This is a genomic window from Streptomyces sp. NPDC029216 (assembly GCF_040648015.1).
GTDB lineage: Bacteria > Actinomycetota > Actinomycetes > Streptomycetales > Streptomycetaceae > Streptomyces.
The window spans coordinates 19,088-38,088 of sequence record NZ_JBEZWL010000070.1 but is presented as its reverse complement, the minus strand read 5'-3'; the positions used below and the strand labels follow the sequence as shown (position 1 = coordinate 38,088).

Below are 19,001 nucleotides of genomic sequence, written 5' to 3'. Positions count from 1 at the left end.
GGCCGGCGCCACCGCGCGGCCGGCCGGACCGGGCGGTCGGCGAGCCGGGCGCCCGGCACCTGGCCCAGCCGGGACCTCCACAGCCACCCTGCCGCCGTGCTCGCTGCCCGGAGTACGGCGGTTTCCACCCCTGCCATGCACCCACCCCCTTGTACCCGCGGTAACCCCGTCGGATACTGATCGGTAACAACCCCTAGCGGCACCCCGGAACCCGCCCTAAGGTGCGCCCATGCCAAATCTGCCCGATGTCGTGCTGTGGTCCATACCCGCTTTCGTGCTGCTCACCGTCATCGAGGTGGTCAGCTACCGGCTCCATCCCGACGAGGACGCCGCCGGCTACGACACCAAGGACGCGGTCACCAGTGTCACCATGGGGCTCGGCAGCATCGGTTTCGACCTGCTCTGGAAGATCCCGGTCGTCGCCGTCTTCACCGCCGTCTACGAACTGACCCCGCTGCGGGTGCCGTTCCTGTGGTGGACCGCCCTGCTGATGCTGCTCGTCCAGGACTTCCTCTACTACTGGCAGCACCGGCTCCACCACGTCATCCGCATCCTGTGGGCCTGCCACGTGGTCCACCACAGCAGCAAGCGGTTCAACCTCACCACCGCCCTGCGCCAGCCCTGGACCAGCGCGACCACCTGGTGGTTCTACCTGCCGATGGTGGCCCTAGGGGTGCACCCGGCCGCGATCCCCTTCTGCTACGGCATCAACCTCCTCTACCAGTTCTGGGTGCACACCGAGCGCATCGGGAAGCTGCCCAGGCCCTACGAGTACGTCTTCAACACCCCCTCCCACCACCGCGTCCACCACGCCTCCCAGGGCGGCTACCTGGACCGCAACTTCGGCGGCATCCTGATCGTCTGGGACCGGATGTTCGGGTCCTGGGTCGGGGAGACGGAGCGGCCCGTCTACGGGCTCACCAAGAACATCGACACCCACAACCCGCTGCGCGTGGCCACCCACGAGTACGCCGCCATCGCCCGCGACGTCCGCGCCGCCCGCAGCTGGCGCGAGCGCGCCGGACGGGTCTTCCGCGGCCCCGGCTGGCAGCCCGCCCCCGCCGCCGCACCGCAGCCGGAGAAGGCCCCGGAGCCCGCCGCGTGAGCGCCACCGAGTCCCGTACGCCCTCCTGGGCACGGCCCGCGCCCGTGGGGACGGGCCGCGCCGGGCGGGTGCTGCTCGGCGCCTTCGCCGTGGCCTGCGCCGTCGACTTCGGGGCGCTGCTCGCCGGCTGGCACCCCGGGCACCTCGTCGCCAAGCCGCTGCTGATGCCGCTGCTGGCCGGGTACGTGCTCACCCTCCGCGCCCCCCGGCTGCTGGTCGCCGCGCTGCTGTTCGGCTGGGGCGGGGACCTCGCCCTGCTCTTCGACGCCGAGCCCGCCTTCCTCGTCGGCATGGGCTCCTTCGCCGCCGGGCACGTCTGCTACCTCATGCTCTTCGGCAAGCACAGCCTCTTCGGCCGGGCCCGTACCAGCCCCGCGCTCGGGGGCGCGTACGCCGTGGCGCTCGTCGGGACCGTCGCGCTGCTGTGGGGGGACCTCCCGGCCGGGCTGCGGATCCCCGTGGCCGGCTACAGCCTGCTGCTGGCCTCCATGGCCTACCGCTCCAGCGCGCTGGGCCGGGTCGCGGGGGCGGGCGGGGCCCTGTTCCTGCTCTCCGACACCCTCATCGCGACCGGCGTGGCCGAGTGGCCGCAGCTGCCCCGCCCCGACTTCTGGATCATGGCGACCTACCTGGCGGCCCAGTACCTGCTGGCCGCGGGCGCACTCCGGCGGGGGCAGGCGTACGGTAGGGAAGTCCTACAAGACTGAACCATCCCCGAGCCGGAGGGCTGCACCACCATGCGCGCCACCGTCATCCACGCCCCGCACGACATCCGCGTGGAGGAGGTGCCCGACGCTGCGATCCAGCGCCCCGAGGACGCCGTCGTCCGCGTCCTTCGTGCCTGCATCTGCGGCAGCGACCTGTGGGCCTACCGCGGCGAGGCCCAGCGCCGGCCCGGCCAGCGCATCGGACACGAGTTCCTCGGCGTCGTCGAGGAGACCGGTTCCGCCGTCTCCGGCCTGAAGGCCGGGGACCTCGTCGTGGCCCCCTTCATGTGGTCCGACGGCACCTGCGACTACTGCTCCGAGGGCCTGTACACCTCCTGCGTGCACGGCGGCTTCTGGGGCTCGGTCGGTTTCGACGGCGGCCAGGGCGAGGCCGTGCGGGTCCCGCACGCCGACGGCACCCTGGTGAAGCTGCCCGCCGCGGCCGCCTCCGACGACCACCTGCTGACCGGGCTCCTCGCCCTCTCCGACGTCATGGGCACCGGCCACCACGCCGCCCTGGGCGCGGGCGTCCGCGCCGGCTCCACCGTCGCCGTCGTCGGTGACGGCGCCGTCGGCCTGTGCGGGGTCCTCGCGGCGAAGCGGCTCGGCGCCGAGCGGATCATCGCCCTGGGCCGCCACAGCGCCCGGACGGACATCGCGAAGCTCTTCGGCGCCACCGACGTGGTCGCCGAGCGCGGCGAGGCCGCCGAGGCCGCCGTCCGCGAGCTGACCGGCGGCCAGGGCGCGCACGCCGTCATCGAGGCGGTGGGCACCGAGCAGTCCATGCGCACGGCCGTGAACATCACCCGCGACGGCGGCGCCATCGGCTACGTCGGCGTCCCGCACGGCAGCGGCACCGGCCTCGACCTCAGCGTCATGTTCGACCGCAACATCAGCCTGCGCGGCGGTGTCGCGCCGGTCCGCGCGTACATCCCGGAGCTGCTGGAGGACGTGCTGAGCGGCGCGATCGACCCGGCGCCCGTCTTCGACCGCGCCGTGTCCCTGGACGAGGTCCCGGACGGCTACCGCGCCATGGACGACCGCAGCGCGCTCAAGGTCCTGATCAAGCCCTGACACCGGCGGTGCGAACGTGAGGGGCCGGGCGGGTGATCCGCCCGGCCCCTTCCCGTACGCGTGCCCCTACTGCTTGACGGCCTTGAGGGCGTCGACCACGCCGGAGCCGTAGAAGCCCGTCTGGCCCCACTTGGTCCGGCAGGTGGTGGCGTCGATCAGGTTCCCGGTGCCGTCGTAGATCTTGTCCGGGCAGGCGGTCTTCGTCGCCTGGGCCTTGAGCATCATCTGGAGCTGGGAGGGCGTGGCCCCCGGGTGCGCGCTCTTGAGCAGGGCCGCGACGCCCGCGACGTGCGGGGTGGCCATCGAGGTGCCCTGCTTGTAGCCGTAGCCGCCGCCGGGGAGGGTGGACAGCACGCGCCCGTTGGCGTCGGGGGTGGCAGGGACCTGCCACTTGTCGCCGCCGGGGGCGGCCACGTCGACGACGCCGAGGCCGTAGCTGGAGTAGTACGAGCGGAAGCCCTTGTCGCCGGTCGCGCTGACCGTGACCACGCCCGGCAGCTGCGTGGGCAGGTCCAGGCAGACCTTCGGGTCTATGGTGCGCGGCGCGGGGGTGGCGTCGTCCGGGCTGGTGTCGTCCGTGATCGAGTCGGCGGCCAGGTCCCAGTTCTCGTTGCCGGCCGCGGCGACGTTCAGCACGCCCTTGCGCTCGGCGTACTTCGAGGCCCGGGTGAGGGCCTCCACCAGCGCCTTCTGGTCGTCGTCCGTCTTGCAGTTGAAGTACCAGGGGTCGACGTAGTAGCTGTTGTTGGTCACCTCGATCCCCTTCTCGGCGGCGAACATGAAGCCGCAGACGACCGCCTCGGTGTAGAAGAGGCTGGTGCCGGGCTCGCTCACCTTGATCGCGGCGACCTTGACGCCCGGCGCGACACCGCTGACGCCGACCCCGTTGCGCGCGGCGGCGATGGTGCCCGCCACGTGCGTGCCGTGGTCGCTGCCGTCCGCGTACGGGCGCCACGCGCCGTCGGTGGTGTCCGCGACGCCGCCGACGCAGTTGGCGGACTGCCCCCTGGAGAAGTTCGCGGCGAGGTCCGGGTGGGTGTCGTCCACGCCGGTGTCGATGACGCCCACGGTGACGTCCGTGCTGCCCGCGTTGACCTTCTGGGCCTGGTCGGCCCCGATCGCCCGCAGGTCCCACTGGTTGGCCTCCAGGGGCTCCTGACCCGGCTCGGCCGCCGCCGCGGCCCGGGCGGCGTCCGTGTCGCTCAGTCTCTGGGTGGTGCCCTCCTCGGTGGTCTGCACCGTCTGGAGAGGGGCCGTACGGGTGGCTCCCACGGACACGAACAGGTTCCGCTGGGCCCGCAGCTGCTTGGCGAAGTCCGGGTTCTGGGAATGTGCGACGACGATGCCGATCTGTTCATAGGACGTCACCACCGTCCCGCCGGCCTGCTCGATGGCCTTCCCGGCCTGCTTGGCCGTCCCGTACGCGGTCAGGTTCGCCACGTACGAGAGCGCGGGGCCGGTGGCGGCGGTCCCGGCGGCCGTCGCCGAGTCCGCCGTGTTGCCCAGCGGCGCGGCCGAGGCAGCCACCGGGGGCAGGAAGGCGAGGGAGGCCGTGAGCGCCAGACCGACCGGAACGGCGAGGGCCCGCCGACGGCCGGATCCCAGATGAGCCATGGGTTCTCCACATCATCCGTGAAAGAGCAGCCCGCACGCGGTTGCGTCGGACGCGTTCATGACAGGCGAACCTAGCGCCGACGTTCCCCTTTGCGCCATCAGTTCGAGAAATCAGCCGCCCGCTCCGAGAACCAGCCAAAGAAACAACGGGTGTTGAACCGTCCCGACACGCCGGCCGTGCCGTTGACAGGGGGGCTCAGCACCACCGGCCCCCACACGGAGGTTGTTTTGTCCGTCCCCACCGCACCCGCGTCACAAGGAGAACCCCCCGTGACCACGCAAGCAGCGCCGCCGCCGGGCAGCGCGGGACCGGCCCCGGCACAGGTGCCGGCCGAAGAGTTCGCGCGCGTCCAGCAGAGCCCCGAATTCGCCGAACTGCGCAGTTCCTACCGCTCCTTCGCCTTCCCGCTCACCGTGGCCTTCATCGCCTGGTACCTGCTCTACGTCCTGCTGTCCAACTACGCGGGCGCCTTCATGGGGACCAAGCTCTTCGGCAACGTCAACGTCGCCCTCGTCCTCGGGCTCGCCCAGTTCGCGACGACCTTCCTGATCGCCTGGCTGTACTCACGGCACGCCGCCGCCAGGCTCGACCCCAAGGCCCGGGCCATCAAGGACGAGATGGAGGGCCGGGCATGAGCGCCATCCCGCACCTGACGACCGCCGCCGGCGCCACCGAGCACCGCCCGCTGATCATCACCCTGTTCGGGCTGTTCGTCGTCGCCACCCTCGCCATCACCGTCTGGGCCGGCCGCCAGACCAAGGACGCCGCCGACTTCTACGCCGGCGGCCGCCAGTTCACCGGATTCCAGAACGGCCTCGCCATCTCCGGCGACTACATGTCCGCCGCGTCCTTCCTCGGCATCGCCGGCGCCATCGCCCTCTTCGGCTACGACGGCTTCCTCTACTCCATCGGCTTCCTCGTGGCCTGGCTGGTGGCCCTGCTGCTGGTCGCCGAGCCGCTGCGCAACTCCGGCCGCTACACGATGGGCGACGTGCTCGCGTACCGGATGCGCCAGCGGCCCGTCCGCACCGCCGCCGGCACCTCCACCATCGTGGTCTCGATCTTCTACCTGCTCGCCCAGATGGCCGGCGCGGGCGTGCTCGTCTCGCTGCTCCTGGGCATCACCGCCGACGGCGGCAAGATCGCCGTGGTCGCCCTGGTCGGCGTCCTGATGATCGTCTACGTGACCATCGGCGGGATGAAGGGCACCACCTGGGTCCAGATGATCAAGGCGGTGCTGCTGATCGCGGGCACCCTGCTGATCACCTTCCTGGTGCTGCTGAAGTTCAACTTCAACATCTCCGCGCTGCTCGGCCAGGCCGCCGAGCACAGCGGCCAGGGGGCGAAGTTCCTGGAGCCGGGACTCAAGTACGGCAAGGACTCGCTCACCAAGCTGGACTTCTTCTCCCTGGGCCTCGCCCTGGTCCTGGGCACCGCCGGCCTGCCGCACATCCTGATCCGCTTCTACACGGTCCCCACCGCCAAGGCCGCCCGCAAGTCCGTGAACTGGGCCATCGGCATCATCGGCGCCTTCTACCTGATGACCATCGCCCTCGGCTTCGGCGCCGCCGCCCTGCTCAACCGGGACGACATCACCAAGTCCAACAAGTCCGGCAACACCGCGGCCCCGCTGCTCGCCCAGGCCGTCGGCGGCGGACCCGACTCCACCGGCGGCGCGATCCTCCTCGCCGTGATCTCCGCGGTGGCCTTCGCCACCATCCTCGCCGTGGTCGCGGGCCTCACCCTGGCCTCCTCCTCGTCCTTCGCGCACGACATCTACGTCAACGTCATCCGCAAGGGACGGGCCACCGAGAAGGAGGAGATGCGCGCCGCCCGCTGGTCCACCGTGGTCATCGGCGCCGTCGCGATCTTCCTCGGGGCCCTGGCCCGCGACATGAACGTGGCCGGCCTGGTCGCCCTCGCCTTCGCGGTCGCCGCCTCCGCCAACCTTCCGACGATCCTCTACAGCCTCTTCTGGAAGCGCTTCACCACCCAGGGCGCGCTGTGGTCCATCTACGGCGGCCTGATCTCGGCGGTCGGCCTGGTGCTCTTCTCGCCGGTCGTCTCCGGCAAGCCCACCTCGATGTTCAAGGACGCCGACTTCTACTGGTTCCCGCTGGAGAACCCGGGCATCATCTCGATCCCGCTCGGCTTCCTCCTCGGCTGGCTGGGGACCGTCCTGTCCAAGGAGAAGGCCGACCCGCAGAAGTTCGCCGAGCTGGAGGTACGCTCCCTCACCGGCACGGGGGCCCACTGACGGGGGCTCCCCGAGACCGTGTGAACACCGTGCGTGGCCGCGTCGTACTTCCCTACGACGCGGCCGCGTTACGTCTCGTTCATTCGGGCATCCCTCCGGGACACACGGGTCGCGTACGCTCGATCCATAGAACCTCTAGATCCGGACAGGGGAGGGGGCCCACAGTGCTTCTCGACACGTACGGCCGCGTGGCCACTGACCTGCGCGTCTCACTCACCGACCGGTGCAACCTGCGCTGCACCTACTGCATGCCCGAAGAAGGCCTGCAGTGGCTGGGAAAGTCCGATCTGCTCAGTGACGACGAGATCGTCCGACTGATCCGCATCGCCGTCACCCAGCTGGGCATCACCGAGGTCCGCTTCACCGGCGGCGAGCCGCTGCTGCGCCCCGGCCTCGTCGGGATCGTCGAGCGGTGCGCCGCCCTGGAGCCCCGCCCCAAGATGTCGCTGACCACCAACGGCATCGGCCTCAAGCGCACCGCGCAGGCCCTGAAGGCCGCCGGCCTGGACCGAGTGAACGTTTCGCTCGACACCCTGCGCCCCGAGGTCTTCAAGACCCTCACCCGCCGCGACCGCCACCACGACGTCATCGACGGCATGGCCGCCGCCCGCGAGGCCGGCCTCACCCCGGTCAAGGTCAACGCCGTCCTGATGCCCGGCCTCAACGACGACGAGGCTCCCGACCTGCTCGCCTGGGCCGTGGAGAACGAGTACGAGCTCCGCTTCATCGAGCAGATGCCCCTGGACGCCCAGCACGGCTGGAAGCGCGACGGCATGATCACCGCCGGGGACATCCTGCAGTCCCTGCGCACCCGCTTCACCCTCACCGAAGAGGGCGCCGAGGAGCGCGGCTCCGCCCCCGCCGAGCGCTGGGTGGTCGACGGCGGCCCCGCCACCGTCGGGGTCATCGCCTCGGTCACCCGCCCCTTCTGCGGCGCCTGCGACCGCACCCGGCTCACGGCCGACGGCCAGGTCCGCACCTGCCTGTTCGCCACCGAGGAGTCCGACCTGCGCTCCGCGCTGCGCTCGGGCGCCCCGGACGAGGAGATCGCCCGCCTGTGGAAGGTGGCGATGTGGGGCAAGAAGGCCGGCTCCGGCCTCGACGACCCGTCCTTCCTCCAGCCCGACCGCCCGATGTCGGCCATCGGCGGCTAGCAGCCCCCGCGCACCGGACGGCCCTCCCGCATCGGGAGGGCCGTCGGCGTTCAGCGCTCCTAGCCCTCCGGCTGGACCCACTCGTCCAGCTTCACCACGTCCTTGAGGAAACCGCGGACGCCCAGGAACTGGGACAGGTGCTCGCGGTGTTCCTCGCACGCCAGCCACGTCTTGCGCCGTTCCGGCGCGTGCAGCTTCGGGTTGTTCCACGCCAGGACCCATACGGCCGCGTCACGGCAGCCCTTGGCGGAGCAGGTGGGGGTATCGGAAGACGTCACGGCCCCACCCTACAAACGGACGGAAGGGCGACGCCGGGCAGCCACGGGGGGAGCTGCCCGGCGTCGGTCCGTCGCTCCGACGGGGGATGCGGAGCGCGTAGGCAGTATGTCACGCAGGACCGGGTGGGGTGCACCGGAACTTCATGATTGATCTGAGGTTTTCCTGAGGTTCCCCGGCTCCAGTGCAGGGCGCACAGGGGCGGGCACGAAGTGCGACGGCAGCGAGGGCGCCGACTCGCGGCCGGCGTTGGCGATGACCACCGCGATGTACGGGAGCAGGAGGCCCGCCGCAAGCGTCACGACCGCCACATGGCGCTCCACGTTCCACAGGATCACGGTGGCGACCACCGACAGAGTCCTGATTCCCATCGAGATCACGTACCGGCGCTGGCGCCCCCGTACGTCCTCGGCAAGTCCCATGCGGGCCCCGGTGATCCGGAAGACCTCGGCCCCGTTCCGTTTCGTCCGCTGCATGGCCCCACGGTACGCCGCCCCCCGGGCGCCGGGGAGAAGGGGGTACCGCCTGAACGGAGCCGCCCGACATGCGCGGCGCGCCCCGCGGACCGAGACTGGCCCCACATGCGCACACCGCGCCACGAGGAGGCTCGACATGTCTTGGTTGTGGGCGATCATCGTCGGTTTCGTGCTGGGCCTCATAGCCCGGGCCATCCTGCCGGGCAAGCAGCACCAGCCGCTCTGGCTGACCACCGTCTTCGGCATCATCGGCGGCGTCCTCGGCAACGCCGTGGCCACGTGGATCGGCGTGCACGACACCAGGGGCATCGACTGGATCCGGCACCTGCTCCAGCTCGCCGGAGCCGTCGTCATCGTCGGACTGGGCGACATGGTCTACCTGGCCGCCAAGGGCGGCAAACGCCGTACGGCGTAGCCCCGCCGGCCGGGCGGGGCATGACGAAGGGGCCGGTACGGACGGTGCGTCCGTGCCGGCCCCTCGCCGTACCGCCCGTCAGGCGCCGGTCACCTCGACCGCCGCCAGGTTCTTCTTGCCGCGGCGCAGCACCAGCCAGCGCCCGTGCAGCAGGTCCTCCTGCGCCGGGACCGCGTCCTCGGCGGTGACCTTCACGTTGTTCACGTAGGCACCGCCCTCCTTCACGGTCCGGCGCGCGGCGGACTTGCTGGCGACCAGGCCGGTCTCCGCGAACAGGTCCACCACCAGGCCCAGCTCCGCCACCTTCGCGTGCGGCAGCTCGGACAGGGCCGCGGCCAGCGTGGCCGCGTCCAGCTCCGCCAGCTCGCCCTGGCCGAACAGCGCCTTCGACGCCGCGATCACGGCCGCGCACTGGTCGGCGCCGTGCACCAGCGTGGTCAGCTCCTCCGCGAGCGCGCGCTGGGCGGCCCGCGCCTGCGGACGCTCGGCGGTCTGCGCCTCCAGCTCCTCCAGCTCCTCACGGGAGCGGAAGGACAGGATCCGCATGTAGGTGGAGATGTCCCGGTCGTCCACGTTCAGCCAGAACTGGTAGAACGCGTACGGGGTGGTCATCTCCGGGTCGAGCCACACGGCGCCGCTCTCGGACTTGCCGAACTTGGTGCCGTCCGCCTTGACCATCAGCGGCGTCGCCAGCGCGTGCACCTGGGCCTGCGGCTCCAGGCGGTGGATCAGGTCCAGCCCGGCCGTCAGGTTGCCCCACTGGTCCGAGCCGCCCTGCTGGAGCACGCAGCCGTAGCGGCGGTACAGCTCCAGGAAGTCCATGCCCTGCAGCAGCTGGTAGCTGAACTCCGTGTAGCTGATGCCCTGGTCGGACTCCAGCCGCTTGGCGACCGAGTCCTTCGTCAGCATCTTGTTGACGCGGAAGTGCTTGCCGATGTCCCGCAGGAACTCGATCGCGGACATGCCCGCGGTCCAGTCCAGGTTGTTCACCATGACCGCCGCGTTCTCGCCCTCGAAGGACAGGAACGGCTCGATCTGCGTGCGCAGGCGCGTCACCCAGTTCGCGACGGTCTCCGGGTCGTTCAGGGTCCGCTCGGCCGTCGGCCGCGGGTCGCCGATCTGCCCGGTCGCCCCGCCGACCAGCGCCAGCGGGCGGTGCCCCGCCTGCTGGAGCCGGCGCACGGTCAGCACCTGCACCAGGTGTCCCACGTGCAGCGAGGCGGCCGTCGGGTCGAAACCGCAATAGAACGTGACGGGACCGTCCGCGAAGGCCTTGCGCAGCGCTTCTTCGTCAGTGGACTGGGCGAACAGCCCGCGCCACTTCAGTTCGTCGACGATGTCCGTCACGGTCTCTCGACTCCTTACGAATTGTGGAAATGCCGTGCTCAGTCTAGGTGCGTCAGACGCCCTTGCTGACCGAACTCATGTTGAAGTCCGGGATGCGGACGGCGGGCATCGCGGCCCGCGTGAACCAGTCGCCCCACTCGCGCGGCAGGGTCTTCTCGGTGCGCCCCGCCTCGGTGGCCCGCGACAGCAGGTCCACCGGGGACTCGTTGAACCGGAAGTTGTTCACCTCGCCCGTGACCTGCCCGTTCTCCACCAGGTAGACGCCGTCCCGGGTCAGCCCCGTCAGCAGCAGGGTGGCCGGGTCGACCTCGCGGATGTACCAGAGGCAGGTCAGCAGCAGACCCCGCTCGGTGGCCGCCACCATCTCCTCCAGCGACTGGTCGCCGCCCCCCTCCAGGATCAGGTTCCCGAAGGCGGGGGAGAGCGGCAGCCCGGTCAGCCCGGCGCTGTGCCGGGTCGTGGTCAGCCGGGCCAGCTCGCCACCGCTGATCCACTCGGTCGCCGGGACCGGCAGGCCGTTGTCGAACACCGAGGCGTCGTCGCCCGAGCTGTGCGCGATCACGAACGGCGCCGACTCCAGGCCGGGCGCGTTCGGGTCGCTGCGCAGGGTCAGCGGCAGCTGCGAGAGCCGCTCGCCGATCCGGGTGCCGCCGCCGGGCTTGGAGAAGACCGTCCGGCCCTCCGTCGCGTCCCGGGCCGCCGCCGACCACATCTGGTAGATCAGCAGGTCGGCCACGGCCGTCGGCGGCAGCAGCGTCTCGTAACGCCCGGCGGGCAGCTCCACCTTGCGCTCGGCCCAGCCGAGGCGGACGGCGAGCTCCGCGTCCAGGACGGTGGGGTCCACCTCCTTGAAGTCGCGGGTGGCCCGGCCCGCCCAGGCGGAGCGCGACCGGCCATCGGCAGTCGCGGTGGACTTGGCGTTGAGCTCCAGGGTGCCGTTGGGCTGGTCGTGGCGCAGCCGCAGGCCCGTGGAGGTGCCGACGTACGTGGAGACCAGCTCGTGGTTGGCGAACCCGTACAGCTCCCGGCCGCCCGCCCGGGCCCGGGCGAAGGCCTCGCCGAGGGCCGGGGCGAAGTCCGCGAACACCGCCGAGGAGGTCTCGTCGGGGGCGTCCGCGAAGTCCGGCGAGGCCGGGGTCCCGGTCACCAGCGGCTGGGCGTCCTCGGCGGGACCCGCGGCCCGCGCGGCCGCCTCGGCGGCCCGTACGAGCGGCTCCAGGTCGGCCGCGGTGACCGCGGAGCGGGAGACGACCCCCGAGGCCGTCCCCTGCCCGCCGTCGACCGTGGCGATGACCGTCAGGGTCCGGCCGCGGGTGACGCCGTTGGTGGTCAGGGCGTTCCCGGCCCAGCGCAGGTTGGCGCTGGACTCCTCGTCGGCGATGACGACGCAGCCGTCGGCCGTGGACAGCTCCAGGGCCCGCTCGACGATCTCGTGGGGCTTCGTACGGCTCATCGACCCGCCTCCTGGGTGGTGTTCAAGATGTTCACGTCGCGGAACAGGGCGGACGGGCAGCCGTGCGAGACCGCCGCGACCTGGCCCGGCTGGGCCTTCCCGCAGTTGAAGGCGCCGCCCAGGACGTAGGTCTGCGGGCCGCCGACCTTCTCCATCGAGCCCCAGAACTCGGTGGTCGTGGCCTGGTAGGCGACGTCGCGCAGCTGCCCGGCCAGCCGGCCGTTCTCGATCCGGAAGAACCGCTGCCCCGTGAACTGGAAGTTGTAGCGCTGCATGTCGATCGACCAGGAGCGGTCGCCGACCACGTAGATCCCGCGCTCCACCCCGCCGATCAGGTCCTCGGTGGACAGCCCGCCCGGATCCGGCTGGAGCGAGACGTTCGCCATCCGCTGGACCGGCACGTGCCCGGGGGAGTCGGCGTAGGCGCAGCCGTTGGAACGGCCGAGGCCGGTCAGCTTCGCGATCCGCCGGTCGGTCTGGTAGCCGGCCAGGGTGCCGTCCTTGACCAGGTCCCAGCTCTGGGCCTCGACGCCCTCGTCGTCGTAGCCGATGGTGGCCAGGCCGTGCTCGGCGGTGCGGTCACCCGTCACGTTCATGATCGAGGAGCCGTACTTGAGGGTGCCCAGCTGGTCGAACGTGGCGAAGGAGGTCCCCGCGTACGCCGCCTCGTAGCCCAGCGCCCGGTCGAGCTCGGTGGCGTGGCCGATGGACTCGTGGATGGTGAGCCACAGGTTGGACGGGTCCACGACCAGGTCGTAGCGGCCCCCCTCCACGCTCGGGGCCCGCATCTTCTCGGCCAGCAGGCCCGGGATCTGCTCCAGCTCGGCGTTCCAGTCCCAGCCGGTGCCGGTCAGGTACTCCCAGCCGCGCCCGGCGGGCGGGGCGATGGTGCGCATGGAGTCGAACTCGCCGGTGGTGGCGTCGACGGCGACGGCGGTGAGCTGCGGGTGGACGCGCACCCGCTGCTGGGTGGTCGTGGTGCCCGCGGTGTCGGCGTAGAACTTGTTCTCGTGGACGGCGAGCAGCGAGGCGTCCACGTGTGCGACGCCCTCGGCGGCCAGCAGCCGGGAGCTCCAGTCGGCGAGCAGGGCCGACTTCTCGGCGTCCGGCACGTCGAAGGGGTTCACGTCGTAGGCGGAGATCCAGGTCTTGTCGGCGTGCACGGGCTCGTCGGCCAGCTCCACCCGCTCGCCGGAACCGGCGGCCTTGATGACCTGGGCGGACAGCTTGGCCATCGCCACGGCCTGCGAGGCCACCCTGGCCGCGCCGTCCATGGTCAGGTCCACGCCGGACGCGAAGCCCCAGCTACCGCCGTGCACCACCCGGACCGCGTAGCCGAGGTCGGTGGTGTCGGAGCCGCCGGAGGGCTTGGCGTCCCGCAGCCGCCAGGAGGCGCTGCGGATCCGCTCCAGGCGGAAGTCGGCATGGTCGGCGCCGAGCGCGCGCGCCCGTGCGAGCGCCGCGTCGGCGAGCGCCCGCAGGGGCAGCGCGGTGAAGGCCGCGTCGATGGAATGGGCCACGGAAGTCCTCCCGGGGTCGGGGACGGTCGGCTCGATCATGTCGCGACCGGGCCCCTGGTGACCACTCGTTTCTGTAGGTATTCGACAGAGCGCGTCCCAAGGCCCTGTCGGAGCCCGATTCTCCGGATGACGTACGGGGCCTATAGGTTTTTGGTACTCAGACAGCTAAGCGAAAGGGTGATCCGTTGAGCCGCTCGGTTCTCGTCACCGGAGGAAACCGGGGCATCGGCCTCGCCATCGCCCGCGCCTTCGCCCAGGCCGGCGACAAGGTCGCGATCACGTACCGTTCGGGGGAGCCGCCGCAGGAGCTCGCCGACCTGGGCGTGCTGGCCGTGCGCTGCGACATCACCGACTCCGAGCAGGTGGAGCAGGCCTACAAGGAGATCGAGGCCAAGCACGGCAACGTCGAGGTGCTGGTGGCCAACGCCGGCATCACCAAGGACACGCTGCTGATGCGGATGTCCGAGGAGGACTTCTCCTCCGTCGTCGACACCAACCTCACCGGCACCTTCCGCGTCGTCAAGCGGGCGAACCGTGGCATGCTGCGTGCGAAGAAGGGCCGTGTGGTCCTGATCTCCTCGGTCGTCGGCCTCCTCGGCGGCGCCGGCCAGGCCAACTACGCCGCCTCCAAGGCGGCGCTGGTGGGCTTCGCCCGCTCGCTCGCCCGCGAGCTGGGCTCCCGCAACATCACCTTCAACGTCGTCGCCCCCGGTTTCGTGGACACCGACATGACGAAGGTGCTCAGCGACGAGCAGCGCGAGGGCATCCTGGCGCAGGTGCCGCTGGCCCGCTACGCGCAGCCCGAGGAGATCGCGGCCGCCGTGAGCTTCCTGGCGTCCGACAACGCCGCGTACATCACCGGAGCCGTCATTCCCGTTGACGGCGGATTGGGCATGGGTCACTGATCACCATGAGCGGAATTCTCGAGGGCAAGCGGATCCTCATCACCGGAGTGCTGATGGAGTCCTCCATCGCCTTCCACGCCGCCAAGCTGGCCCAGGAGCAGGGCGCCGAGGTCATCCTCACGGCGTGGCCGCGCCCGTCGCTGACGGAGCGCATCGCCAAGAAGCTGCCCAAGCCGGTCAAGGTGATCGAGCTCGACGTCACCAACGACGAGCACCTGGCCCGCCTGGAGGGCCTCGTCCGCGACGAGCTCGGCGGCCTCGACGGCGTCGTCCACTCCATCGGCTTCGCCCCGCAGGACGCCCTCGGCGGCAACTTCCTGAACACGCCGTTCGAGTCGGTCGCGACCGCCATGCACGTCTCGGCGTTCTCGCTGAAGTCGCTGACCATGGCCTGCAAGCCGCTGTTCCCGGCGGAGGGCGCGGCCGTCGTCGGCCTCACCTTCGACGCGCAGTTCGCCTGGCCGCAGTACGACTGGATGGGCCCGGCCAAGGCCGCGCTGGAGGCCACCAGCCGTTACCTCGCCCGCGACCTGGGCAAGGAGAACATCCGCTGCAACCTGGTCTCGGCCGGTCCGATCGGCTCGATGGCCGCGAAGTCCATCCCGGGCTTCGGTGAGCTGGCGGACACCTGGAACCAGCGCTCCATGCTGGCGTGGGACATGAGCGACCCGGAGCCGGCGGGCAAGGGCGTCGTGGCCCTGCTGTCGGACTGGTTCCCGAAGACCACGGGTGAGATCGTCCACGTGGACGGCGGCCTGCACGCGATGGGCGCCTGACCCAGGGCAGGACCCGAGCCCGTACGGCGGTGGCCGCGTTTCCCCGAGGGGAGGCGCGGCCACCGCCGTTTCGCCGTACGGGGGCCGGGCCGCGGGGCCGGGTTCGATCAGACTTTCGCCGTCCGACCGGATCTTTCCGAGTCGAAAACCGGGACGCATGCCTGCAAACTGACCTGGCCGGGATCTTCCCGGTGGGTTCGGGGAGGAGGTACGGGCGTGCGCGCGAGGCCGAGCCGAGCGGTATCGCTGCTGGTCACCTCGGTGGCCTTGACCGGACTCCTGATCCCGGGGGCCCTCGCGCAGCCCGGCGCACCGGAACCCGCCCCCGGGCCCGAGGCGGCGGCCCCGGCGGCCGTGGACCTCCGCGAGATCCCCGCCGAACCACCCGTACGGCCCGAGCCGCCCGCCGTCCGCGAGCTCTACGGCTCCGACTGCGACACCCAGATCGACGGCTCACAGGTGATCGCGTACTGCCACAACGGCTACCCCGAGACCGACCTGCTCCGGCTCCACGTGGAGTGCGAGCGCTGGTGGGACCTGGACGCGGACAGCGCCCTCGTCCCCCTCGACCCGGCCGGCCGAACCCGGCTGACCGGCCGCTGCTGGAAGGAGGTCCGCACGGCCTGGGTCAGCCACCAGCGCCCGTGAGGACCCGCCGGGCCTAGCGCGTGCCCTTGCCCAGGCAGACGAACGGGTAGCCCGCCGCCTCCGAGGCGGCCGTGTCCCCGTCCCCGCGCCGGATCGCCTCGATCAGACGGGCGTGGTCCAGATGGCCCGCGGGGTCCAGCTCGGTGCCGACGTCCGCCCGCAGCCACTCCGCCACCAGGTCGCCCAGGTCCGCGTACAGCTCGATCAGCACCTCGTTGTGCGAGGCCGTCACCACCGCCATGTGCAGGGCGACGTCCGTGCTCACGAACAGCTCCGCGTCCCCGCTCGCCCAGGCCTCCTCGCGCCGCGCCAGCAGCGCGTCCAGCTGGACCAGGTCCCGCTCCGTGCGCCGCTCCGCGGCCAGCCGGGCCGCCGAGGACTCCAGCGTCGAACGCAGCTCCGCGACGTGCCGGGGGTCGGCCCCCGCGAAGCGGCGGTGCATCACCCCGGCCAGCTCGCTCGTGGCGAGCACGTACGTACCCGAACCCTGGCGGATGTCCAGGAGCCCGTTGTGCGCGAGGGCGCGGACGGCCTCCCGCACGGTGTTGCGTGCGACGCCCAGCAGCTCCACCAGCTCGGGCTCGGTGGGGATGCGGCTCCCGACCGGCCACTCGCCGGAGGTGATCTGGTTCCTGAGCTGGGCGATCACCTGGTCGACGAGCGCGGAGCGCCGGGGCGAGGTCAACGGCATGCGGACGGGCCTCTCGGGGACTTGCGCGGTGCGGGGGCGGGACGGATCAAGCGTGACAGGAAGAAACTGGACAACCAATCATCCCATGATTCTATGATGGCGGGATGCACGACGAAGAGCTCCAGACCCTGAGCCGCCCGGCGACCCCGAGCGGCTCCGCAGGACGCCCCGCCACCACCCGGGCCGAGACCCCCGCCGACCCCCGGTGGCTCGGGCCCGTGCTCGTCGTCGGCATCGTGCTGGCCGCCCTCAACCTGCGGCCCGCCATCACCAGCCTCGGCGCCCTCTTCGAGGAGGCCCGCACCGGCCTCCACATGAGCGGCACCGTCGCCGGACTGATCACCTCGGTCCCCGCCCTCTGCTTCGCCGTCTTCGGCGTCACCGCGCCCCGGCTCTCCCGCCGCTTCGGCCCGGCCGCCGTCGTCTGCGCCGGCATGGCCGCCGTCGCCGCCGGCCTGCTGATCCGGCCCTTCGCGCACAGCGCCGCCGCCTTCCTCGCCGCCAGCGCCCTGTCCCTGGCCGGCATAGCCCTGACCAACGTGCTGCTCCCGGTCATCGTCAAGCGCTGGTTCCCCGACCGCGTCGGCACCATGACCGGCCTGTACTCCATGGCCCTGGCCGCCGGCACCTCCCTCGCCGCCGCCACCACCGTCCCGCTGACCTCCGCCCTCGGCGGCAGCTGGCGCACCGGCCTGCTGATCTGGGCCGCCCTCGCCGTGACCGCCGTACTGCCCTGGCTGCCCGTCGCCGCCGCCGGCCGCCGCGAGAAGGCCGCCGCGCCCGCCACCGCCGTACGGGAGGACCCCGGCCCCTCGGTCGTCCGCAGCCGCACCGCCTGGGCGCTCGCCTGCTACTTCGGCCTCCAGGCCACCGGCGCCTACGTCACCATGGGCTGGCTCCCGCAGATCTTCCGCGACGCCGGGGTCTCCGCCTCCACCGCCGGCGTGCTGCTCGCCGTCGCCATGGTCATGGGCGTCCCGCTGGCCTTCGTCATCCCCGGCCTCGCCGGACGCATGCGCCACCAGGGCCCCATCGCCGCCGTCCTCGGCGTCTTCGGCCTCGTCGGCTACCTCGGCCTCCACTTCGCCCCCGCCGCCGGAGCCTGGGCCTGGGCCCTCCTGCTCGGCGTCTCCAACTGCGCCTTCCCGCTCGTCATCACGATGATCGGCCTGCGCGCCAAGTCCCCGGCCGGGGTCGTCAAGCTCTCCGCCTTCGCCCAGAGCACCGGCTACCTCATCTCCATCCCCGGACCGCTGGTCATCGGCACCCTCTACCAGCACAGCGGCGGCTGGGACCTGCCGCTGGCCCTGATGGCCGGCCTCCTCGTCCCGCAGATCGCCCTCGGCGTCCTCGCCGGCCGGGACCGCACGATCGAGGACGAATGCGGCATGCGAGACTGAACGGCATGTCGCCCGTACTCGAACCGAACCCCCAGAACGGCCACCGGAAGCTCGGCCTCGTGCTCGGAGCGATGCTCCTCGTGACCGTGATCGTGGCCGTCATCGCCACCATCGCCTCCCCCTGACACCACGCCCGCCGGCCCGCCCCGGCCCCCGGTGGTGGGGATAACCCCACCATCCCCTAGGGGGTCAGGATCAGGGTCGGCTGGGGTGTGCCCCGGATGGGAACCGCCGCGCCGGATCCGTAGGTTCGAAGCAGCGAGCCAGTCCCCACCCGAAGAACCCGGAGGCGGCCATGCCGGCCACCACGCACACCCCGTCCCTCCCCACCCGCCGCCGCCCCGGCGCGTACGCCCACACCGGCGCCCGGCTGCACTGGTGGACCCTGGCCCTCCCCGCCCTCGCCTTCGGGCTCCTCCTGCTGCTCCTCGCCGGCTCCGGCCAGGCCCAGGCGGCCACCGCCCAGCCCTCCGAGCTGCTCCACGTCACCCAGCAGCTGCTGCGCGCCGTCGGCTGACCGGCACCGTCCGCACCACCCGCGCCGGCGGCCGGCCCGCGCGCCCCGGAGCACCTCTCCCGGGCGGGGGAAGGGCCCCCAACACCCTGCGCCCCGTGGCCCGTTTCATGCGAAGCTGGGCCCATGAGCGCCGACACACCCCGCAGGATCGCCCTCCTCCGGCACGCCAAGGCCGACTGGCCCGAGGTGGCCGACCACGAACGCCCGCTGGCGGAACGCGGCCGCAGGGACGCACCGGCCGCCGGCCGGAAGCTGGCCGAGACCGGCATCACCTTCGACCTGGCCCTCTGCTCCACCGCCGCCCGCACCCGGGAGACCTGGAAGCTCGCCGTCCAGGAACTCCCGTACCGGCCGAGGACCGTGTACGAGGAGCGGGTCTACGACGCCTCTCCGGGCGAGCTCATCGCCCTGCTGAACGAGACCCCCGACGACGTCGGCGACCTCCTCGTCATCGGCCACAACCCCGGCATGCACGCGCTCGCCGACATCCTCGCCGGCCGCGCCGAGGGCGACACACGGGCCCGGATGGACCGCACCGGCTTCCCGACCGCTGCACTGGCCGTCGTCTCGTTCACCGGCTCCTGGAAGTCCGTCGAGCCCGGCGTGGGCACGCTGCTGGACTACTGGACCCCCAAGGAGCACTGAGCACGGCGCACCCACGGGCC

At 71.8% G+C, this 19,001-nt stretch carries 21 protein-coding genes; 14 read left to right on the top strand and 7 right to left on the bottom strand.

What is annotated here, in order from left to right:
* Window positions 1-229 precede the first annotated feature (229 nt).
* From AB0F18_RS23850 to AB0F18_RS23840, 3 genes are read left to right on the top strand one after another with little or no spacing between them, the layout of a single operon-like run.
* Window positions 230-1,105 carry a sterol desaturase family protein gene (locus tag AB0F18_RS23850; RefSeq protein WP_362063865.1) on the top strand — a complete coding sequence of 292 codons (876 nt, stop codon included), beginning with the start codon at window positions 230-232 and terminating at the stop codon, window positions 1,103-1,105.
* Between the two features lie 44 nt (window positions 1,106-1,149).
* Window positions 1,150-1,812: a lysoplasmalogenase gene (locus tag AB0F18_RS23845; RefSeq protein ID WP_362063869.1), complete on the top strand. Its 663-nt coding sequence runs from the start codon at window positions 1,150-1,152 to the stop codon at window positions 1,810-1,812.
* Window positions 1,813-1,842: 30 nt separating this feature from the next.
* Window positions 1,843-2,886 carry a zinc-dependent alcohol dehydrogenase family protein gene (locus AB0F18_RS23840; protein WP_362063863.1) on the top strand — a complete coding sequence of 348 codons (1,044 nt, stop codon included), beginning with the start codon at window positions 1,843-1,845 and terminating at the stop codon, window positions 2,884-2,886.
* Window positions 2,887-2,952: 66 nt separating this feature from the next.
* Here the strand turns inward: AB0F18_RS23840 and AB0F18_RS23835 are convergent, their stop codons facing one another.
* Window positions 2,953-4,500, bottom strand: coding sequence for a S8 family serine peptidase (locus AB0F18_RS23835; protein ID WP_362063861.1), 1,548 nt, complete (start codon window positions 4,498-4,500; stop codon window positions 2,953-2,955).
* A gap of 270 nt (window positions 4,501-4,770) precedes the next feature.
* On the opposite strand from AB0F18_RS23835, the gene AB0F18_RS23830 reads away from it, so the two are divergent.
* The 3 genes from AB0F18_RS23830 to moaA all read left to right on the top strand — a co-directional run bounded on the left by AB0F18_RS23830 (window position 4,771) and on the right by moaA (window position 7,912).
* A complete protein-coding gene (locus tag AB0F18_RS23830) occupies window positions 4,771-5,136 on the top strand; it encodes a DUF485 domain-containing protein (RefSeq protein WP_362063859.1) in 366 nt (121 codons plus the stop codon).
* Complete coding sequence (locus AB0F18_RS23825; protein ID WP_362063857.1) at window positions 5,133-6,758, top strand: cation acetate symporter; 1,626 nt, start codon at window positions 5,133-5,135, stop codon at window positions 6,756-6,758. The genes AB0F18_RS23830 and AB0F18_RS23825 overlap by 4 nt, the downstream gene beginning before the upstream one ends.
* A 164-nt stretch (window positions 6,759-6,922) precedes the next feature.
* Window positions 6,923-7,912, top strand: coding sequence for a GTP 3',8-cyclase MoaA (moaA, locus tag AB0F18_RS23820; RefSeq protein WP_362063855.1), 990 nt, complete (start codon window positions 6,923-6,925; stop codon window positions 7,910-7,912).
* A 59-nt stretch (window positions 7,913-7,971) separates the two neighbouring features.
* Here the strand turns inward: moaA and AB0F18_RS23815 are convergent, their stop codons facing one another.
* On the bottom strand, window positions 7,972-8,190 hold the full coding sequence (locus AB0F18_RS23815) for a hypothetical protein (protein ID WP_362063853.1): 219 nt from the start codon (window positions 8,188-8,190) through the stop codon (window positions 7,972-7,974).
* A 141-nt stretch (window positions 8,191-8,331) separates the two neighbouring features.
* Window positions 8,332-8,664, bottom strand: coding sequence for a DUF3099 domain-containing protein (locus tag AB0F18_RS23810; protein WP_362063851.1), 333 nt, complete (start codon window positions 8,662-8,664; stop codon window positions 8,332-8,334).
* 136 nt (window positions 8,665-8,800) lie between these two features.
* Between AB0F18_RS23810 and AB0F18_RS23805 the strand changes: the two genes are divergently transcribed.
* A complete protein-coding gene (locus AB0F18_RS23805; RefSeq protein ID WP_362063849.1) occupies window positions 8,801-9,079 on the top strand; it encodes a GlsB/YeaQ/YmgE family stress response membrane protein in 279 nt (92 codons plus the stop codon).
* Window positions 9,080-9,157: 78 nt separating this feature from the next.
* Here AB0F18_RS23805 and tyrS read toward each other — a convergent pair whose 3' ends face one another.
* Genes tyrS through AB0F18_RS23790 form a run of 3 tightly spaced genes read right to left on the bottom strand, consistent with a single transcriptional unit; the run spans window position 9,158 to window position 13,399 of the window.
* Window positions 9,158-10,426 carry a tyrosine--tRNA ligase gene (tyrS, locus tag AB0F18_RS23800; RefSeq protein ID WP_362063847.1) on the bottom strand — a complete coding sequence of 423 codons (1,269 nt, stop codon included), beginning with the start codon at window positions 10,424-10,426 and terminating at the stop codon, window positions 9,158-9,160.
* Between the two features lie 52 nt (window positions 10,427-10,478).
* The gene (locus AB0F18_RS23795) at window positions 10,479-11,879 is read right to left on the bottom strand and encodes a metallopeptidase TldD-related protein (protein WP_362063845.1); all 1,401 of its coding nucleotides are present in this window, start codon (window positions 11,877-11,879) and stop codon (window positions 10,479-10,481) included.
* Window positions 11,876-13,399 carry a TldD/PmbA family protein gene (locus tag AB0F18_RS23790; RefSeq protein ID WP_362063843.1) on the bottom strand — a complete coding sequence of 508 codons (1,524 nt, stop codon included), beginning with the start codon at window positions 13,397-13,399 and terminating at the stop codon, window positions 11,876-11,878. The genes AB0F18_RS23795 and AB0F18_RS23790 overlap by 4 nt, the downstream gene beginning before the upstream one ends.
* Before the next feature lie 185 nt (window positions 13,400-13,584).
* Between AB0F18_RS23790 and fabG the strand changes: the two genes are divergently transcribed.
* From fabG to AB0F18_RS23775, 3 genes are all read left to right on the top strand, one after another.
* Window positions 13,585-14,304, top strand: coding sequence for a 3-oxoacyl-[acyl-carrier-protein] reductase (gene fabG / locus AB0F18_RS23785; protein ID WP_362063841.1), 720 nt, complete (start codon window positions 13,585-13,587; stop codon window positions 14,302-14,304).
* Between the two features lie 5 nt (window positions 14,305-14,309).
* Complete coding sequence (gene fabI, locus AB0F18_RS23780; protein ID WP_042812537.1) at window positions 14,310-15,080, top strand: enoyl-ACP reductase FabI; 771 nt, start codon at window positions 14,310-14,312, stop codon at window positions 15,078-15,080.
* Window positions 15,081-15,296: 216 nt separating this feature from the next.
* Entirely contained in the window at window positions 15,297-15,728 is a 432-nt protein-coding gene (locus AB0F18_RS23775) for a hypothetical protein (RefSeq protein WP_362063838.1), read from the top strand.
* A 13-nt stretch (window positions 15,729-15,741) separates the two neighbouring features.
* On the opposite strand, the gene AB0F18_RS23770 is transcribed toward AB0F18_RS23775, so the two are convergent.
* Complete coding sequence (locus AB0F18_RS23770) at window positions 15,742-16,419, bottom strand: FadR/GntR family transcriptional regulator (RefSeq protein WP_362063836.1); 678 nt, start codon at window positions 16,417-16,419, stop codon at window positions 15,742-15,744.
* Window positions 16,420-16,523: 104 nt separating this feature from the next.
* On the opposite strand from AB0F18_RS23770, the gene AB0F18_RS23765 reads away from it, so the two are divergent.
* The 4 genes from AB0F18_RS23765 (at window position 16,524) to AB0F18_RS23750 (ending at window position 18,981) form a co-directional block, all read left to right on the top strand.
* A complete protein-coding gene (locus tag AB0F18_RS23765) occupies window positions 16,524-17,819 on the top strand; it encodes an MFS transporter (RefSeq protein ID WP_362063834.1) in 1,296 nt (431 codons plus the stop codon).
* Between the two features lie 5 nt (window positions 17,820-17,824).
* Window positions 17,825-17,944, top strand: coding sequence for an SGM_5486 family transporter-associated protein (locus AB0F18_RS23760; RefSeq protein WP_362063832.1), 120 nt, complete (start codon window positions 17,825-17,827; stop codon window positions 17,942-17,944).
* Between the two features lie 170 nt (window positions 17,945-18,114).
* The gene (locus AB0F18_RS23755) at window positions 18,115-18,336 is read left to right on the top strand and encodes a hypothetical protein (protein WP_362063830.1); all 222 of its coding nucleotides are present in this window, start codon (window positions 18,115-18,117) and stop codon (window positions 18,334-18,336) included.
* 123 nt (window positions 18,337-18,459) lie between these two features.
* Window positions 18,460-18,981 (top strand): histidine phosphatase family protein, encoded by a 522-nt coding sequence (locus AB0F18_RS23750; RefSeq protein WP_362063828.1) that lies wholly within the window; start codon window positions 18,460-18,462, stop codon window positions 18,979-18,981.
* Window positions 18,982-19,001 lie beyond the last annotated feature (20 nt).

Excerpts from the sequence above, each read along its gene's own strand:
- AB0F18_RS23850 (WP_362063865.1), top strand. The coding sequence starts at position 230 with ATGCCAAATCTGCCCGATGTCGTGCTGTGGTCCATACCCGCTTTCGTG.
- AB0F18_RS23825 (WP_362063857.1), top strand. The coding sequence starts at position 5,133 with ATGAGCGCCATCCCGCACCTGACGACCGCCGCCGGCGCCACCGAGCAC.
- AB0F18_RS23810 (WP_362063851.1), bottom strand. The coding sequence starts at position 8,664 with ATGCAGCGGACGAAACGGAACGGGGCCGAGGTCTTCCGGATCACCGGG.
- AB0F18_RS23765 (WP_362063834.1), top strand. The coding sequence starts at position 16,524 with ATGCACGACGAAGAGCTCCAGACCCTGAGCCGCCCGGCGACCCCGAGC.
- AB0F18_RS23770 (WP_362063836.1), bottom strand. The coding sequence starts at position 16,419 with ATGCCGTTGACCTCGCCCCGGCGCTCCGCGCTCGTCGACCAGGTGATC.
- AB0F18_RS23835 (WP_362063861.1), bottom strand. The coding sequence starts at position 4,500 with ATGGCTCATCTGGGATCCGGCCGTCGGCGGGCCCTCGCCGTTCCGGTC.
- AB0F18_RS23760 (WP_362063832.1), top strand. The coding sequence starts at position 17,825 with ATGTCGCCCGTACTCGAACCGAACCCCCAGAACGGCCACCGGAAGCTC.
- AB0F18_RS23805 (WP_362063849.1), top strand. The coding sequence starts at position 8,801 with ATGTCTTGGTTGTGGGCGATCATCGTCGGTTTCGTGCTGGGCCTCATA.
- AB0F18_RS23795 (WP_362063845.1), bottom strand. The coding sequence starts at position 11,879 with ATGAGCCGTACGAAGCCCCACGAGATCGTCGAGCGGGCCCTGGAGCTG.
- AB0F18_RS23840 (WP_362063863.1), top strand. The coding sequence starts at position 1,843 with ATGCGCGCCACCGTCATCCACGCCCCGCACGACATCCGCGTGGAGGAG.
- fabI (WP_042812537.1), top strand. The coding sequence starts at position 14,310 with ATGAGCGGAATTCTCGAGGGCAAGCGGATCCTCATCACCGGAGTGCTG.
- AB0F18_RS23755 (WP_362063830.1), top strand. The coding sequence starts at position 18,115 with ATGCCGGCCACCACGCACACCCCGTCCCTCCCCACCCGCCGCCGCCCC.
- AB0F18_RS23750 (WP_362063828.1), top strand. The coding sequence starts at position 18,460 with ATGAGCGCCGACACACCCCGCAGGATCGCCCTCCTCCGGCACGCCAAG.